The organism is Snodgrassella sp. CFCC 13594 (genome assembly GCF_001590725.1).
Lineage (GTDB): Bacteria > Pseudomonadota > Gammaproteobacteria > Burkholderiales > Neisseriaceae > Snodgrassella.
In genome coordinates, this window is the sequence record NZ_LQXR01000021.1 from 1 (window position 1) to 17,554 (window position 17,554).

Genomic DNA, 17,554 nt, shown 5'->3' on the forward strand with positions numbered 1-17,554 from the left:
GAGAACACAGATCATGCGGCGCCCGTACTAGCGAATATTGCCCCTCCCGCCGCTATTTTTACCAGCATGACTCAAAAACCGCAGCAGGATTTGCTGTTGCTGTCTCCTTATTTTGTGCCAACTCGCGCGGGTTTGGCTCAGTTGCGGTTGTGGTCGCAACAAGGTGTACGCATCCGGGTATTGACCAATTCATTGGCAGCAACCGATGTGCCGGCGGTGCATTCAGGCTATGAGCGTTATCGAAAGCCACTATTGCGCAGTGATGTTGAGTTGTATGAATTGAAAAGCCAAGGGTTGGTGAAAGGCCGTCGGGACCGGGGTATTACCGGCAGTTCGGCCTCCAGTTTGCATGCCAAAACTTTTACCATTGATGATCAGGCGTTGTTTGTGGGGTCATTCAATCTGGATCCACGTTCGGCGCTGATCAATACCGAAATGGGGTTGCTGATTACCTCACCAAAATTGGCAAAAGCAGTTAACTCCGCCGTAGATGAGGCATTACCGCAAGCTGCTTATCGTGTTCGATTGGATGACCGCAACCGGCTTCAGTGGCAAACGCAAGATGATGATGGTCAGGTTGTCATGACTACCCATGAGCCTGAGTCGGGATGGTGGCGTCGTGCATGGGTGAAAGTTTTATCATGGTTACCATTAGAGCCATTGTTGTAATCAAAGCCGCCTCAATCGCGCTGTAATGGTGTTATTCACAACAGCGTAATGGGATTGTTTGGATTGGCCGCCCATTGGCTCCACGAGCCAACATACAATCGGCTGCCAGTAAGACCAACATAGGCCATGGCCAATAAATTGACGCAAGCAGATACACCACTACCACAATAATGCACCACTTCTTGCGGGGTTTTTCCGTTTAAGAGAGCGAGCCATTGCTGCTGCAGCTCTGCGTGAGGCAGAAATCGTCCGCTTGCTTGTAAATTATCTTGATAAAATCGATTGATTGCACCTGGTATGTGACCACAACGCGGATCCAAAGGATGAGGACTGCCTTGGAATCGTGCGGGTGCACGGGCATCAATCAATAGCCAAGGCCGTGAATACAAATCTTGTTGTAGTTGTTCTTGGGTGATTAAATCTTGTAACGATGGGCTCCAAATGGCATGCTGGGCGGGATTTTCTGGCATATTGGGGTGCCTGTTGTCGATAGATGCGCCAGCGGCGATTAGCGCAGGCAAGCCACCATCTACCACACACACTGACTCAATGCCCAACCAGCGTAAGCAAACCCAAGCGCGCGCAGCAAATAGCATGTCACCTTGATCGTAAATCACCACGGGTTGTTGACTCTGATAACCAATATGCAGTAAGTGGCTGCGCAATGACAATAGGTCTGGAAAAGGATGTCGCCCAGTAAAAGTGGTTGTGGGCGCTGACAGGTGTGCTTCCAAATCGATGTGGTGTGCGCCTGTTTTGTGGGCTGAGTCGTAATTCAGGCAGCCTTGATGGGGCTTATTTAAGTCGAATTGGGCATCTAACCATAAGGCATGGTGTGTCCATGCTTGGCAAGCTTCATGGGCATCGATCACCGGAGCAAAATTCATGTTTGCGCTCCCATAAAATTGATGGGTTAACCAAAATAAGATTGGTGGATGTAAGTGTAAATCTATAACAGTCTTTGCTTGAAATGTGATGCATCAGCCCAATGTTGTCAACCATTTGAAGCACGACATCAAGAAAGAGCGAGACATTGATTATGGCCGCAACCCAAACCTCCCCATTGAATACCACTGCTTTGGCTATGTTGCCTTTGCGTGACGTGGTGGTCTATCCGCACATGGTGCTGCCTTTGTTTGTAGGCAGAGACAAGTCTATTGCTGCATTGGATGCGGCCATGGACAAAGATGAGCGGGTATTTTTATTGGCCCAGAAAAATGCCAATACGGAAGAACCTCAAGCCGATGATATGCACGACATGGGGACCATTGCCAATATTTTGCAAGTGTTGAAATTGCCGGATGGTACGGTCAAAGTTTTGGTCGAAGGCATGAAGCGTGCCCATGTGGATGCCATTGACGAGAGTGGTGAATATTTCGTTGCCCATGTGCATGATGTGGTTGAAACCATGGGTGACGCCCATGATCAAGAAGCCCTTCGGCGTACTTTGCTGTCCCAGTTTGATCAGATGGCTAAGTTGAATAAAAAAATTCCGGCAGAAGTAGTGGGTACCATTCATGGGATTGAAGACAATAGTCGATTGGTGGATACCGTGGCTGCTCATCTTCAGTTGAAATTAGAGCAACGCCAAGAAGTACTGGCTATGGTGAATGTCACCGAACGCATGGAGCATTTGTTGCAACAGCTCGAAGCTGAGTTGGATATCTTGCAAGTGGAAAAGCGCATCCGTGGTCGCGTGAAACGGCAAATGGAAAAATCCCAGCGTGAGTATTACTTGAATGAGCAGGTCAAAGCCATTCAAAAAGAGCTAGGTGATGAAGATGATGAGCTGGATGCGTTGGAAGCACAAATTCGCCAGTCAGGTATGAGCCGAGAAGCAGAAGAAAAATGTCTGGCTGAAATGAAAAAATTGCGCATGATGCCGCCCATGTCTGCAGAGTCAACGGTGGTGCGCAACTACATTGACACCTTGTTGGAATTGCCGTGGAAAAAGAAAACCAAGGTGAGCAAAGACATTGCCAAAGCGGATTTGGTGTTGGATGCAGATCATTATGGTCTGGAGAAGGTGAAAGAGCGTATTTTGGAATATTTGGCGGTTCAGAAACGCATGAATCGTTTGAAAGGGCCAATCTTGTGCTTGGTTGGTCCACCGGGTGTGGGCAAAACCTCCTTGGGTGAATCCATTGCCAAAGCCACTGGCCGTAAATATGTGCGGATGGCATTGGGTGGGGTACATGATGAAAGTGAAATTCGTGGCCACCGGCGTACTTATATTGGTTCGATGCCGGGTAAAATTTTGCAAAATATGGCCAAGGTGGGCGTAAGGAATCCTTTGTTTCTGCTGGATGAAATCGACAAGATTGGCAATGATTTTCGTGGCGATCCGGCCAGTGCTTTGCTGGAAGTTTTAGATCCTGAGCAAAACCACGCTTTTGTTGACCATTATGCTGAAGTAGAATTTGATTTGTCCGATGTGATGTTTATCGCTACATCTAATAGTTTCAATATTCCTCCAGCTTTGCTGGACCGAATGGAGATCATTCGCTTGTCGGGCTACACTGAAGACGAAAAGATCCACATTGCCATGCAGTATCTGGTGCCCAAACAGATCAAGCAAAATGGGGTCAAGGCAGGTGAAATGCGCATAGAAGAATCGGCTGTGCGCGACATCATTCGGTATTATACCCGTGAAGCTGGTGTGCGTTCTTTGGATAGAGAAATTGCCAAAATTTGCCGTAAAGTGGTGATGGCTCAGGCACTAAAAACCGAACAGGCAGGTAGCAAACGGGCGATTAAACCTGAGTTGATTGTGGTCAATGCTGATAATCTGCATGATTATTTGGGCGTTCAGCGTTTTGATTATGGCGTTGCTGAAAGTGAAAATCGTGTAGGGCAGGTGACTGGATTGGCTTGGACTGAAGTAGGCGGGGAATTGCTGACCATTGAAGCAAGCAAATTCTCAGGTAAAGGCAATATCATACGCACGGGTAAACTGGGTGATGTGATGCAAGAATCCATCACTGCGGCGTGGAGTGTGGTTCGTTCCAGAGCAGAAAGCTTGGGAATTGAACCTGATTTTTATGAAAAAAATGACATTCATGTGCACGTACCAGAGGGCGCTACGCCCAAAGATGGGCCCAGTGCAGGTAGTGCCATCACTTTGGCGATTGTTTCTGCCTTTACGGGCATTCCAGTACGTGCTGATGTGGCCATGACGGGTGAAATTACCCTGCGTGGAGAGGTATTACCCATTGGTGGATTAAAAGAAAAGTTGTTGGCAGCTTTGCGGGGTGGCATCAAGCGTGTACTAATACCCAAAGACAATGTTAAGGATTTAGAAGAAATTCCAGATAACGTAAAAAATGAACTGGATATCCATCCCGTTCAATGGATTGATGAGGTATTGGCATTGGGATTGGAATATCAACCAACGCCTTGGTCTATCTCAACGGAAGCTTTGCCTCTGGAAACAGATAAGACGGCGAAGTCAAGTAAAAAAGCCGTAAAGCATTAATTGGTGAGGATAGTGTCGCAAGCGCGGCACAATCCTTCAGGCTTTGCTGAATTTTATCGCCATTTGATGAAACCATGCCTTTGTATGCTTGACATGTCAAATTTGAGCTTGATATAAAGGCAGCGTGCTGTTTTACTCGGTTATCGGCCCGTTGCGGGCAGAGTTTCTCCATTTACATAACAACAGAAAGGGACTTCATAGTGAATAAGTCTGAATTGATTGAAGCCATTGCCGAAGAGGCTGATTTGTCAAAGGCTGCTGCTGCAAAAGCTTTGGATGGTTTGATGAGTGCCGTTACCAGTGCATTGAAAAAAGGCGATACTGTAACTTTAGTGGGCTTTGGTACTTTTTACGTGGGTGAACGTGCTGCACGCAATGGTCGTAACCCTAAAACTGGCGAGCCTTTGAAAATCAAAGCAGCCAAAACCCCGAAATTCCGTGCGGGTAAATCTCTGAAAGATGCTCTGTAATTTTGTTGTTTTAATCCAGTTTCTCAAGGGTAGGCGCTAAGCCTACCTTTTTTCTTGGCTTGCGTATGTCCTCGATGCTTAATTCTGTAGGCTAGATATGATTGAGGGTTCGCGCTGGTGTCATTATCGGGCTACAATAGCGCACTTAAATTTGATGAACGACCATACGGTTATCTATGTTCCATACCATTGAAAAATACAAATTACCGGCACAAATTTTATTGGGCTTAATTGCTGTCTCATTTATCGGCTTCGGCGCTTCCACTTTAACCGGGGCCGGTCATGATTATGTGGGCAAAGTAGGCGAGTTTAAGGTCAGTGAAACAGATGTCAACAACACCATGCGCCGTCTTCAGGCAGCCGGCGAGAAGCAAGTAGACAAAGAAGCGGTGTATCAAGGTTTGCTACAACAAGCTTATTTGCAACAAGGCGCGAAAGATTTGGGTGTTAGTGCTTCACTCACGGACATTAAAAAAGTGATTGTGAGCGATCCCAGCTTTCAAGAAAATGGCCAATTCAGTGAAAGTCGCTACCAAGCTTTTCTGCAGCAAAATGGCTTGACGGAAGATGCCCTGGTCGCCGATTTGCAAAAACAATATGCCATTCAAACAATGGTGAATTTGGCGCAATCTGGCAACATGGTAAGTGATGCGCAGGCCAAGCAAATGATGTTGTTGTTGCAGGCTCCACGCCAGATGCGCAGTGCCACTTTTGCATCAGCACAGTATGCAGATAAGGTTCCTGTCGATGATGCCAAACTACAGGCCTTCTACACAGCCAACAAAAGTCGATATGCGCTAGAGCAGGCGGTGAAGTTTCAATATGTTGTGTTGTCTGCGCAGGCATTGGGCAGTAAAAATGCAGTGACGGACGCAGAGCTAAAAGAAGCTTATGCACAACTGCCCAACGGTGCTTCTGCGCCCAAACCCGCATTAGAAACTATTAAGCCAATGCTGGTTAAGGAAATACAGGCGAAAAAAGGAGCTGCAGCCTTACAAAAAGCCAAGGAGCAATTGGCTGACTTGGCTTTTAACAATCCCAATGATTTGAAAGCCGTGGCCACCAAAATGGGGCTGACTTTGCAGCAACATGAACAATGGCTGACGCGCAAAGAAGCGGCTGCATCGGGGATGCCTGAGGCATTGCAAACAGCGTTATTTAGCGATGATGTATTGGTCAAAAAATACAATTCTGAACCCGTATCAGTGAGTGAAGACAGCGTTTGGGTAGTGCATGCTAGTGCCGTGCGCCCTCAACACCAAGCTCCGTTTACTGAGGTAGCAGCCGAAGTTCGCCAAGATTATGTGGCCGCAGAAAGTCGCAAATTGGCCATTGCAGCTGCGGCTAGTGCATTAAAACAGGCGCAATCTGGCAATCAAAGTGGCATTATGTGGTCGTCTAGCTCTGCGGTCACAGCAGAGCAAGCTGCCCGTGCCATGCCAACAACTGACTTTCAGCAGTGGTTAAAAGCTCGGCCAGCAGCAGGAAAACCTGCTTATCTACTGATGCAAAATACACCGGAGCCAGTGTTGGTGGAAATTACAGCCATTAACGCGCCCGCCGACTTGACTCAGGCTTTGCCTCAGGCGAAGCAATCACTCGCGCAAACCATGGGTAATGAATGGATGGCGAATTTGCTGGATTGGTTGAAAATTGCTATCCAGTTAAGTCTGGCAGTCAGAAAATAGCACAGGACAATTAATGCTTCTGATTTAGCCGGTGGCGATGCCATCGGCTTTTTTCAGGCAGCCTGCATGGGGGTGGTATGGAGTTTTGTAGTCGGCATGTGATTGATGGACAGATATTGTTTGAGCGGGCGGCAATCTCTATTGAAGACTTTCATACCCAATATCAAGCTATCTCACAACAACAGCAAGTTTTTGCGGCACTTAGCGTGAGTGATAGAGCCAAGCAGTTACTGGCTTTGGCTACACGCTTGGAAGCGGAACAAGCGCGCTTGGCCAAGCAAATCTGCATCGAGGTAGGCCGTTGTTTGCGTGAATGTGAAGCAGAAATCAGCAAATCGATTGCCCTGATTCGTTATTACGCGCATCTATCACCAGAACTTTTAGCCCACAAAACCATCGCTACCCAAGCCAGCTTGAGCCAAGTGCGTTTTGAGCCTTTGGGCGTGATCTTATCGGTCATGCCTTGGAACTACCCAGTATGGCAGGTCCTGCGCTTTGCTATACCGGCTTTGTGTGCAGGCAATGCATGTTTGGTGAAGCCTGCACCCACTGTTGGTGGTATTACGCAGATGTTGTTTGACTTAGTCGACGCTGCTTTGCCTTTGCAGGTTGCTTGGCTGGCACCAGAAAACACTGAACAGGCCATTGCGCAAACTCAAGCTTTGGCTTTTACTGGCTCTACCCATACTGGTCGCCATTTGGCTGCATTGGCTGGTAAGTATTTGCGTAAAAGTGTGATGGAACTGGGCGGCAGCAATGCATTGATTGTGCTGGATGATGCTGATGTTGCACAAGCTGCACAAGATGCCTGCTATTCTCGCTTTCGCGACGCGGGTCAGTCATGCAATGCAGCGAAACGCTTGATTGTGACTGAAGCGGTGGCCGACCAGTTTTTGGAAGTGTTTTTAGCCGAGTGTGCGAAATTAACCATGGGTGCGCCTTGGTTGCCTGAAACCACATTGGCGCCTTTGCATCGTGCCGATTTGCGTGCACAATTACACGAGCAGGTGCAAGATGCGCTGGCGCAAGGTGCTCGTTGTTTGAGTGGTGGTTATTTGCCTTCAGGCCCAGGTAACTTTTATCCAGCTACCGTATTGGACAATGTCAATCCGCGATGCCGTGTGTACCATGAAGAAGTGTTTGGTCCCGTGGCAGTGGTGTTGCGTGCACGCGATGCAGAAGAAGCGGTGATTTTGGCTAATGACACGCCTTTTGGGTTGGGTGCCAGTATTTACACGCAAAATACCGAATATGGTTGGCAGTTGGCACCGAAGCTGGCTGTGGGCAGTGTTTTCATCAACCGCCATACCAGCAGTGATTTGCGCCTGCCTTTTGGGGGCATTAAAGATTCTGGATTTGGGCGAGAACTGTCTGAATTTGGTTTGTATGAGTTTGTCAATGTGAAAGCCTATTGGCAAAAATAAGGGATTGATGAAATGCGTTTCGGGCATTATCCGCGTTGGTTTGTGGTGGGCGCTCTGTTGCTGCTGGTGGCAATATGGTGGCAGTTGGAGGCCAAACAACGCAATGTGGTGTATTTCAATGTCGATGGGCAGGTGGTCAAAACCAAAGCGCAAGCTCAATATGTGCGCACCTTTCAACGAGATGGTGATCGCATTTTGGCCAGTGATTTTTATTATCCCAAAAAAACACCGTATCGCAATGAATTCACCACCACTGCTGCACAGTTACATCGGTTTTCGCCAGAGTTAGATGATGGTGAATTGGTGCTCTGGTACGCCAATGGACAGAAACAGACGCAAGGCCATTATGAACATGGTAAACCTGATGGATTATGGCAGCGCTGGCATGCGAATGGCCAGTTGGCGGCCGAAATTCATTACCATAATGGTTTGCCAGAAGGGCGAGTGACGCGCTGGTATGCCAATGGCCAAAAAATGGGTCAATTGGTTTTTGTGCAAGGTCAGGCAGAAGGCATGTGGCAGCGCTGGTATCAAAATGGCCAATTAAAATCAGAAATGACCTTGCGTAAAGGCCAAGTGCAAACCGTTACCACATGGGATGAAAAAGGGCGCATTACGTCAGATTTAGCTGTACAGAACCAAAAGCAAAATGGTGTGGTGCTGACCTGGTATGATAATGGCGACAAAAAATCGGAAAGTGTGTTTGAACAGAATGAGCTGGTCCGCAAAACAGAGTGGGATGAAGACGGTGAGATTGTCGATTTACAATGAGGGGCTAGTCAAAACCATGGCACCATAACAAAACCAGCCTTTAGGCTGGTTTTGTTATGGTGCAGGTGTCTTGCGAATTTGCTGATTTTTTAGGCATTGCTGGTGGCGCTTAACCATTGCTTCTTGCCCGCCCAGTTGACGGATTTGCTGCTCTGAAGGTGCCTTGAAAAAGGTACGGATATCATCGGCAGACATTTTACTTAAGGCATCATCCCACATGCAATGGCAATAGGGTGTGATGACTTGATCGCTTTTGTCTGTCAACCCATATTGTTGCAATTGTTGGGCCCAACTGGGGGCATAAGGGCCGGTGCTGGTGCAATTATCGATGACCTTTTGTCGTGCCTCTGGGTCGCCAATATTCCAGCGGATTAATACAAACATACCCACGAACATCAGCACAGCGAGGCCCAAGCACCATTTGATTAGACGCAACTTTCGATTGGTGGGCTGCCTGAAATCAGCGGGCATGCAAGCTCTCCATGCGAATCATGGTGATGGGTGCCAAAACACGAGACAATGCTTCCATTTGCGTGGTTGCCGATTTTAATTGGCGCTCTTGGGTGGTGTGGGTGAGGATAACAATTTCAGCTGTTTCGTGGCTGACCACACCTTTTTGGATGAGGGCTTCAATCGAAATATTAGCGGCAGCCAGGATGTTGGCGATCTCGCCCAGTACGCCCGGCTCATCTTTTGCTGATACACGCAGATAATAGCTACTGGCGATGTCGTCCATGTCCAAAATAGGAATGTCTTTGACCAAGCTGGGTTGGAACGCCAAATAAGGCACTCGATTATAGGCGTCACTGTCAATTAATCGCGCCACATCCATGATGTCAGCCACCACGCGCTGGCGGTTGGTGCTGCTCCTGCGCCAGGCCCGTAATACATGGTTTGGCCAACCATGTCTGCTTGTACCAATACTGCATTCATCACGCCTTCAACATTGGCCAATAAGCGTGTTTCTGGAATCAATGTGGGATGCACGCGTAACTCGATGCCTTTTTCGCAACGGCGAGTAATACCCAGTAATTTGATGCGGTAGCCTAATTCTTCTGCATACCGGATATCTTGGCTTTCCAGCTTGCTGATGCCTTCCAAATAGCAGTGGGTATAGTTAATGGGGGTACCGAAGGCCAAAGCCGACATAATGCTCAATTTATGTGCGGCATCGTGCCCTTCAATGTCAAAAGTGGGGTCGGCTTCTGCGTAACCCAGTTCCTGAGCTTGCTTGAGTACTGATTGAAAAGCGCTGCCATGAGCGCGCATTTCGCTCAGGATAAAATTACTGGTGCCATTGATAATGCCTGCAATGGATTGGATGCGATTGGCGGCCAAGCCTTCACGTAAGGCTTTGATAATGGGAATGCCGCCAGCCACAGCGGCTTCAAACATCAGCATAACATTGTGCTCAGCGGCCAAAGCGAAGATTTCATTGCCGTATTCAGCCAACAGCTTTTTATTGGCTGTGACTACGTGCTTACCATTTTTGATGGCTTGAATCACTGCTTCTTTGGCTATTGTAGTGCCGCCAATAAGTTCAACCACAATGTCCACATCTTCAGCATTAACCACATCCATCACATCTGTGCTCAGATGAACATCCGTCCCGCAAATGCGTTGTGCGCGCTCCAGATTGCGGCTGGCGGCACGACTAACCAGGACACTACAACCCAAGCGTCGGGTAATTTCTGCGGCATTGGCCTGCAAAAGTTTAACGGTACCACCACCGACGGTGCCGGTACCCAAAATGCCGATGCGGATAGGCTGCATGCTCACTCCTTGATTAAGCCTGATTTGGTTTGTATAGTATGACGAATTTAGCCCAACATCGTAGCGGAAATCAGACGGTTTGACCACAATTTAAAACCAGTCTACGCGTAGGTAGGTTGGGTTTTGCGTAGGGAAGGAGTGTTTTGTGCAAATGGATGAGAGCCGTGGCGACGGCATGCTTTGGATTGATGCGTATGAAAATAGGCAAATTCACGTGGATGGCGTTGCGTATGGCGAGCCCATTTGTTTGAATGGTTCTGCGGTGATGCCGATTGCCCGCACAGCACCGACTGATTTGGAGGCCGATGATTTTCAGGCAGCCATGAATGCGCATCCCGAAGTGATTTTAGTGGGTACGGGTAGTCAGCAAGTGTTTTTGCCCCCCAAGCTGATTGCTCAACTGGGTAGCCATGGTATTGGTATGGAAGTCATGAGCACAGCTGCTGCTTGTCGAACCTACATGATTTTGCGCAGTGAAGGGCGGTCAGTTTGGGCGTGGTTATGGCCATGAGTGTTGGCAAAAGCTAAGCCTGTGTCAATTTCATTATCCGCTATGTGTTCGGGTGATAACGAATGGATTGTCTGTATGGATGGGGTGCATGCCGTATACAACGCATATCCATTCATCACGACTAATGACATATGGTGATGTTGCGTGCGCTTTATAGACAGGTCTGTTTGGCAGCAAGTGATGGTAGACCGATTGCGTAGGGGCGGTGGTGCACAGAACTTAGGTTTGTTTACCCAAAATGATGTTGGGCGCTTTGATGACCAAGGTGACAGGCATTTCTGGTTGCAGCTTCATGGTTTCAGCACTGACGCAGGTGATTACAGCATTGAGTGACAATCCATCACCTAAATCGCAAGCAATTTCTGTATTGACACTGCCCTGATGGATGCGTTTTATGCGTGCCGGCAGCTGATTGCGTGCCGATAAGTGCACTCCAGCTAAATCATCGGCCACGAGTATGGCAGAAGCCTGTATCAAGGCAAAAACTTCACTGCCAATTTGCAAGCCCATGCGTTGCGTACTGTCTTGTGTCACGATGGCGACCAAAGTCATACCATTGGGCAATTGCACGTGAATTTCGTTGTTGACTGCACCTAAGTGGATGGTGGTAATCTTGCCAAATAGTTGATTGTCTGCGCTAAAATGCATATTAAGCCTTTGCCATAAATCCATATTGGGTGGAGAGAAGGCTGGATCTGTTTGCTGCAATTGTACCATCATGGTCTGATGTAGCTGTTCAAGTTGGCGGTAATGGCGTACGAATTGGCGACCAAAATCAGTTAAAGTACTGGTGCCTCCGCCTTTGCCACCCGTTTGGCGCATGACCAGTGGTTGAGGAGCAATATTGTTGATGGCATCTATGGCGTCCCAGGCGGCTTTGTAACTCATGGGCACGGCTTTGGCTGCTTGGCTGATGGAACCGAGTTGGTCTATTTGTTCTAAAAGCACGATGCGGTTCGGATTGCCGATGCGCTGGCCATCGATGGTGGGCCGCAGTTCACTGTCTAAGCTAAATACCGTCATTAGGGTTGCCTGAAAGCATGAGGATGGCTAATTGTGCGCACTCAGGCGGCCGTTGTCCATCATCCAAATTTCATCACCCAATACTTCGGCATCACGCGGGTCATGGGTAATCAATAGCATAGGTAAATTCAAGCGTTGTTGCCAGCGCAGTAATTCAGTGCGCATTTGCTCTCGCAATTGCGTATCGAGCGCGGAAAAAGGCTCGTCTAATAAGATGGCTTGAGGTTGTGTAATCAGTGCTCGGGCCAGTGCCACGCGCTGGCGCTGGCCACCGGATAAATGCGCAGGGTATTGATTGGCTAATCCGGTTAAATTCATTTGTCCAAGCCAGTATTCCACTTCAGGCAGCCTTTGCTGCCGCCGAGGATTGAGTAGCCCGGCAACCATGCCGCAAGCGATGTTTTGGCGCACTGTTAGGTGAGGGAAAAGGGCGTAATCTTGAAATACATAGGCCAAATGGCGTTGTTGTGGGCGGATATTGATTCCCCATGCTCGATCAAATACTACTTGATCGTTGATGCGGATGTTGCCACTTGAAGGCGTTAGTAGGCCAGCGATCGCTTTGAGCGTGAGACTTTTGCCACTGCCGCTGGCACCCATGATGACGGTGCGCTTGTGTTGACTTTGCAGAGCAACATCTAATTCGAAAGGTTTGCTGCCGGCACGAGAGATGGTTTTTTTTATATGGAGTTCAAACATGGCTATTTCAGATTTTGCATGGGTATTTTGCCCGAAAGCAATTTACCCGTGATGAACAAAATAGCCATGCAGACAATGGAAATAATCAGGACCAGCATGTTGGCCAAATGGTCATCTCCGGCCTGAACGGCTTCATACACTGCGATAGATAATGTTTGGGTTTCACCGGGGATGCTGCCGGCCACCATGAGTGTGGCTCCAAATTCGCCCATGGCTCGCGCAAAGGCCAGTAATATGCCAGCCAAGATACCGCGCCAGGCCAGTGGCAATGTAATGCGCCAAAATAGCGCCCATTCGCTTAATCCCAATACCCGAGCGGCTTGCTCGTATTCCGGATTGACCGCTTCAAAGGCAGTGCGCGCTGGTTTGAACACCAATGGAAAAGATACCACCACGGCAGCCAATACGGCACCTTGCCATGTGAAGATCAAGTTAATACCAAAAGTGTGCATCAACCATTGGCCTATCCAACCTTGCTTGCCAATGACCACCAGCAGGTAATAGCCCAATACCGTAGGCGGCATCACCATGGGCAAGGTGAACAAGGTATCCAGCAAATCTTTGGCCCAAACTTGCTTTTTGGCCAGCAGATAACCGGTACCTACACCTAATATTAGGTTGATGAGCGTTGCCCACCCTGCCACTTTAAGCGATAAGGATAGGGCAATCCACGCAGATTCCATGAAACGAGCCTTGTGTTAGCGCCGTGGTGATTGGAAGCCATAATGGCGCAAGATCTGTTGCCCTTTGGTAGAGCGAACAAATCGAATAAATTGCTGTGCGCCTTGTTGGTTACGGCTGCCTGAAAGAACAGCAATAGGATACGTGATGGCTTCATGAGTGGGGATAACGGCTGCCACTTTAACTTTATCTTTCATGATAGCCGCATCGGTGCCAAACACAAAACCGGCTTCCGTTTCTTGGCGAGATACATAATTCAGTGCTTGACGGACGTCTTGCGTCAAAATGATTTTGGCTTGTAGTGCACCCCATACATTGGCTTGTTGTAATGCTGCCTGAGTGTAGCGCCCAGCAGGAACTGTTGCCGGGTTGCCAACCGCAATGCGTTTTACACCCGGTTGCTTGAGATCATTAATGTTTTTGATGCGTAGGTGATTCGACAGTGGGGTAATCAATACCAAACTATTGCTGACAAAGTTAGCACGCGTTTTGGGATTGATGAGTTTTTTGGCTTGTGCCTGATCCATCGTGGTTTGATCGGCCGAAGCAAATACATCAACAGGTGCACCTTTATCAATTTGCTGTAATAACGCGCCTGAACCACCGAAATTCAAACGGATTTTGTCCTGTGGGTGTTGTGCTTCGTAGGCTTTAGCGATGTCATTGAAGGCATTCGTTAGGCTGGCGGCGGCAGAAACCGTAATGTCAGCAGCGGAAGCAGTTATCGTTGCCCCCAGTAATGCTGCAGCGCAAATGGTTTTGATGAAATAGTGGCGAAAAACAGGCATGGAAATCGCTCCAAGACAGAAATAAAAATAGTAGATAATAAATGTGTTTTGCAATATTCGAAATATACATAGGTATATAACGATAGGCAATGGGTAAAGGTTGGAGTTCAGTCGGTATTTTTTAAATATATTGTGAATGATGATTTAATTTAATTCTGAATAATTTTCAGATAAATTGATTTTTTTTTATTATTGATAATAAGATAAGTGAAAATCAAAAATACTAATTTTGATATTTAATACAGAAATAGTTATTTTTGGAATGAAAAATGGGTAAGCTATTAATGAAAAAATATGAAAGTTGTCTGATATAAATCAATTAAATTCTGCCTAAATCAAATCTTTTTTTGGTTAGATTGCCTATAATCCATAAAATTTGCCGTCATTTTAGCCTGCAGTTATGCGCTGCGCGCCATAAATGAGTGGCATCTCCAATAACAATATGTTTTTTAGGAACACATCATGAACTTGACCAGACGCCAGTTCTTCAAGGTAACGGCGGCCGGGGCAGGGGCAACGGGCTTAGCTGTGATGGGCATGGTACCGGCCAATGCTTGGGCTGAAGTCCGTCAATATAAGCTCTTGCGCGCCAGTGAGGCCCGTAATAATTGCACTTATTGCTCAGTGGGTTGTGGTTCTTTGCTTTATAGCTATGGGGATGGAGCCAAAAATGCCAAGAAAAAAATCTTTCATATCGAAGGGGATCCGGATCATCCGGTAAGCCGTGGTAGTCTTTGCCCCAAAGGGGCTTCTCTGGTGGATTTCGTCAACAGCGAAAACCGCACTTTATACCCAGAAGTACGCGAACCCGGTGGTAAAGAATGGAAACGCATTAGCTGGGATGAAGCTTTTGACCGTATTGCGCGCTTGATTAAAGATGAGCGTGATGCCGGCATCAAAGAAAAAAACGCCGATGGCGTGACCATCAATCGACTTGAAACGGTGGGGTTATTGGCGGCGTCTGCCAGTTCCAATGAAACTGGCATTTTGACTCAAAAATTCATGCGTTCGTTGGGTTTGGTCGGGACCGATTCACAAGCTCGCGTGTGCCATGCCCCAACCGTTGCTGCTTTGGCTTCTACATTTGGTCGTGGTGCCATGACCAATACTTGGGTAGACATTCAAAACGCCGATTTTATTTTGGTTATGGGCGGCAATGCAGCTGAAGCGCACCCGGTGGGGTTTAAATGGGCAATTGAGTCGAAAAAGAAAAAAGGCACTAAGTTAATTGTGTGCGACCCTCGTTTCAACCGTACCGCATCGGTGGCAGATTATTACTTGCCCATTCGTTCAGGTACGGACATTGCATTTTTGGGTGCTGTCATTAATTGGCTCATCAAAAACAATAAAGTGCAATGGGAATATGTAAAAAACTATACCAATGCCAGCTTTATTCTGGCTGATGATTACGGTTTTAATGAAGGCTTGTTTTCAGGTCATGCCGATTATGTCTCACCTGAAGGGACTTTGGCCGATGGCAAAGAGCCTCTGATTGCCCATGTTGGCACAGGAACGACAGCCTACAGTAATGACAGTTGGACCTATAAACTTGGGGCCGATGGCTATGCAGAGGTGGATCCGACCTTAGAAAATCCTCGTTGTGTTTGGCAGGTAATGAAGCGCCATTACGCTCAATACACACCGGAAATGATGAGCAAAGTTACAGGGACGCCTATTGCTGATTTTCTGAAGGTATGCGAGGCATTGGGGGCCACTTCTGCACCCAATAAAGCCGGTACCATTCTTTATGCTTTGGGTTGGACCCAACATACGTATGGTTCTCAAAACATCCGCACGATGGCGATGATTCAATTGATTTTGGGTAACATCGGTATGGCGGGTGGTGGGGTCAATGCATTGCGTGGTCACTCCAATATTCAAGGTTTATCGGACTTAGGGTTGTTGTCCACCAGCTTGCCTGGTTATTTGTCTTTGCCGAATGAGAAAAAACACCCCACTTTCGATGAATACTTGGCCGTACAAACACCTAAATCCTTCCGACCGGGCCAATTTAACTATTGGGGCAATACCCCCAAATTTATGGTGAGCCTGATGAAGTGGTTCTTTGGTGAGCATGCGACCAAAGAAAACAACTGGGGTTATGATTGGTTGCCCAAATGGGACAAAATGTATGATGTCTTGCAGATGACCGAAATGATGTATCAAGGTCAAATGCATGGCTTGTTGGTGCAAGGCTTCAATGCCATGGGTTCTTTCCCTGATTCCAAACGCGTGACTGAGGCATTCTCCAAATTGAAATGGATGGTGGTGATGGATCCTTTGAATACGGAAACCGCCACTTTCTGGGAAAATCATGGGGATGCCCATGATGTGGATTCCAGCCAAATCCAAACCACTGTGTTCCGTTTGCCAACCCCGTGCTTTGCCGAAGAAGAAGGGTCGATTGTGAACTCCTCACGTTGGTTGCAATGGCACTGGGCGGGTGCGGAGCCACCAGGTGAAGCATTGGCTGATTTGGAAATTTTGGCTGAATTGTTCTTGCGCATACGTGCGTTGTATCAAAAAGAAGGTGGCAAAGTTCCAGAGCCGATTTTGAATTTGAGCTGGCCTTATAAGGTGCCACATTCGCCTACACCTGCTGAAATGGCCATGGAATCAAATGGCTGGGCATTGGCTGATATCAAAGATGATCAAGGCAATGTGGTGGTACCGAAAGGTGGTCAATTGGATGGTTTTGCTCAGTTGAAAGAAGATGGCACAACGGCTTGTGCTTGCTGGATTTTTTCTGGGTCATGGACCAAAAATGGCAATCAAATGGCTAGGCGCGACAATACCAACACGGGTTTGGGCAATACACCTGGATGGGCTTGGGCATGGCCGGCCAATCGCCGCATTTTGTATAACCGTGCCTCCTGTGATCCTGCTGGTAAACCGTGGGATCCGAATCGTGTGCTGATTTCTTGGGATGGCAGCAAATGGAGCGGTGCTGATATTCCAGACTACAAGGCTGATCAAGCGCCCGATGGCAGTATGAATCCATTTATCATGAATGAAGAAGGGGCTGGTCGCCTGTTTTGTGCCAAAAAACTTGTTGATGGCCCATTCCCTACGTTTTATGAACCCATGGAAAGCCCAGTGGGTAAAAATTTGATTTATCCGAAACAACTCAACACCCCTGCTGTGCGGTTGTTTGATAGTGTGAAAGGGCGCTTGGGTAAAAAAGACCAATTCCCTTATGTGGGTACAACTTATCGCTTAACCGAGCATTTCCAATTTTGGACCAAATCAGCGCGTATTCCCATGATTCTGCAGCCTGAGCAATTCATTGAAATTAGTGAAGAGCTGGCCAAGGAAAAAGGAATCAGTAAAGGTGATTGGGTTAAGGTCAGCACCATCCGTGGTGATGTGCAGGTGAAAGCGGTGGTTACCAAACGCATGAAGCCGCTCACGGTGAATGGAGAAACCATTCACCAAGTGGGCATCCCCTTACACGGCGGTTGGGTCAATGTGGGCGAGAAAAAACAACATCTCATCAATACATTGACGCCGTTCGTGGGCGATTGCAATACGCAAACGCCGGAATACAAGACTTTCTTGTGCAATATTGAAAAGGCTTGAGGG

The 17,554-nt window shown here is 47.7% G+C and carries 14 protein-coding genes and 1 pseudogene; 8 read left to right on the forward strand and 7 right to left on the reverse strand.

Translation table 11 applies throughout. The features are described from left to right. On the forward strand, positions 1-669 hold a 669-nt coding region (locus A2F46_RS10235), incomplete at its 5' end, for a phospholipase D-like domain-containing protein (protein ID WP_231867775.1). A 35-nt stretch (positions 670-704) separates the two neighbouring features. On the opposite strand, the gene A2F46_RS10240 is transcribed toward A2F46_RS10235, so the two are convergent. Beyond that, positions 705-1,556 carry a sulfurtransferase gene (locus A2F46_RS10240; RefSeq protein ID WP_066570104.1) on the reverse strand — a complete coding sequence of 284 codons (852 nt, stop codon included), beginning with the start codon at positions 1,554-1,556 and terminating at the stop codon, positions 705-707. A 152-nt stretch (positions 1,557-1,708) separates the two neighbouring features. Here A2F46_RS10240 and lon point away from each other — a divergent pair, with 152 nt between their 5' ends. The 5 genes from lon to A2F46_RS10265 all read left to right on the forward strand — a co-directional run bounded on the left by lon (position 1,709) and on the right by A2F46_RS10265 (position 8,497). Then, entirely contained in the window at positions 1,709-4,144 is a 2,436-nt protein-coding gene (lon, locus tag A2F46_RS10245; protein WP_066570106.1) for an endopeptidase La, read from the forward strand. 200 nt (positions 4,145-4,344) lie between these two features. After that, positions 4,345-4,614: an HU family DNA-binding protein gene (locus A2F46_RS10250; RefSeq protein ID WP_066570110.1), complete on the forward strand. Its 270-nt coding sequence runs from the start codon at positions 4,345-4,347 to the stop codon at positions 4,612-4,614. 176 nt (positions 4,615-4,790) lie between these two features. After that, a complete protein-coding gene (locus tag A2F46_RS10255) occupies positions 4,791-6,302 on the forward strand; it encodes a SurA N-terminal domain-containing protein (RefSeq protein ID WP_066570113.1) in 1,512 nt (503 codons plus the stop codon). Positions 6,303-6,379: 77 nt separating this feature from the next. Beyond that, positions 6,380-7,726 (forward strand): aldehyde dehydrogenase family protein, encoded by a 1,347-nt coding sequence (locus tag A2F46_RS10260; RefSeq protein WP_066570116.1) that lies wholly within the window; start codon positions 6,380-6,382, stop codon positions 7,724-7,726. Between the two features lie 12 nt (positions 7,727-7,738). Next, complete coding sequence (locus tag A2F46_RS10265) at positions 7,739-8,497, forward strand: toxin-antitoxin system YwqK family antitoxin (protein ID WP_066570119.1); 759 nt, start codon at positions 7,739-7,741, stop codon at positions 8,495-8,497. Between the two features lie 54 nt (positions 8,498-8,551). On the opposite strand, the gene A2F46_RS10270 is transcribed toward A2F46_RS10265, so the two are convergent. Together A2F46_RS10270 and A2F46_RS10275 are read right to left on the reverse strand one after the other, a co-directional pair. Further along, on the reverse strand, positions 8,552-8,968 hold the full coding sequence (locus tag A2F46_RS10270; RefSeq protein WP_066570122.1) for a hypothetical protein: 417 nt from the start codon (positions 8,966-8,968) through the stop codon (positions 8,552-8,554). Further along, a pseudogene (locus tag A2F46_RS10275) lies at positions 8,958-10,270 on the reverse strand (homoserine dehydrogenase). Before A2F46_RS10275 ends, A2F46_RS10270 begins: the two are co-directional and overlap by 11 nt. 151 nt (positions 10,271-10,421) lie before the next feature. Here A2F46_RS10275 and A2F46_RS10280 point away from each other — a divergent pair. Next, positions 10,422-10,781: an Mth938-like domain-containing protein gene (locus tag A2F46_RS10280; RefSeq protein ID WP_066570188.1), complete on the forward strand. Its 360-nt coding sequence runs from the start codon at positions 10,422-10,424 to the stop codon at positions 10,779-10,781. Positions 10,782-11,000: 219 nt separating this feature from the next. Here A2F46_RS10280 and A2F46_RS10285 read toward each other — a convergent pair whose 3' ends face one another. From A2F46_RS10285 to modA, 4 genes are read right to left on the reverse strand one after another with little or no spacing between them, the layout of a single operon-like run. Next, positions 11,001-11,804, reverse strand: coding sequence for a TOBE domain-containing protein (locus A2F46_RS10285; RefSeq protein ID WP_066570125.1), 804 nt, complete (start codon positions 11,802-11,804; stop codon positions 11,001-11,003). 27 nt (positions 11,805-11,831) lie between these two features. Continuing rightward, complete coding sequence (locus A2F46_RS10290; RefSeq protein ID WP_066570127.1) at positions 11,832-12,503, reverse strand: sulfate/molybdate ABC transporter ATP-binding protein; 672 nt, start codon at positions 12,501-12,503, stop codon at positions 11,832-11,834. A 2-nt stretch (positions 12,504-12,505) separates the two neighbouring features. Next, positions 12,506-13,186, reverse strand: a complete 681-nt coding sequence (gene modB, locus A2F46_RS10295; RefSeq protein WP_066570132.1) for a molybdate ABC transporter permease subunit — start codon at positions 13,184-13,186, stop codon at positions 12,506-12,508. A gap of 15 nt (positions 13,187-13,201) precedes the next feature. Further along, positions 13,202-13,972 (reverse strand): molybdate ABC transporter substrate-binding protein, encoded by a 771-nt coding sequence (gene modA / locus A2F46_RS10300; RefSeq protein ID WP_156471623.1) that lies wholly within the window; start codon positions 13,970-13,972, stop codon positions 13,202-13,204. A gap of 462 nt (positions 13,973-14,434) precedes the next feature. On the opposite strand from modA, the gene fdnG reads away from it, so the two are divergent. Beyond that, positions 14,435-17,551, forward strand: a complete 3,117-nt coding sequence (fdnG, locus tag A2F46_RS10305) for a formate dehydrogenase-N subunit alpha (RefSeq protein ID WP_082783666.1) — start codon at positions 14,435-14,437, stop codon at positions 17,549-17,551. Positions 17,552-17,554: the final 3 nt, after the last annotated feature.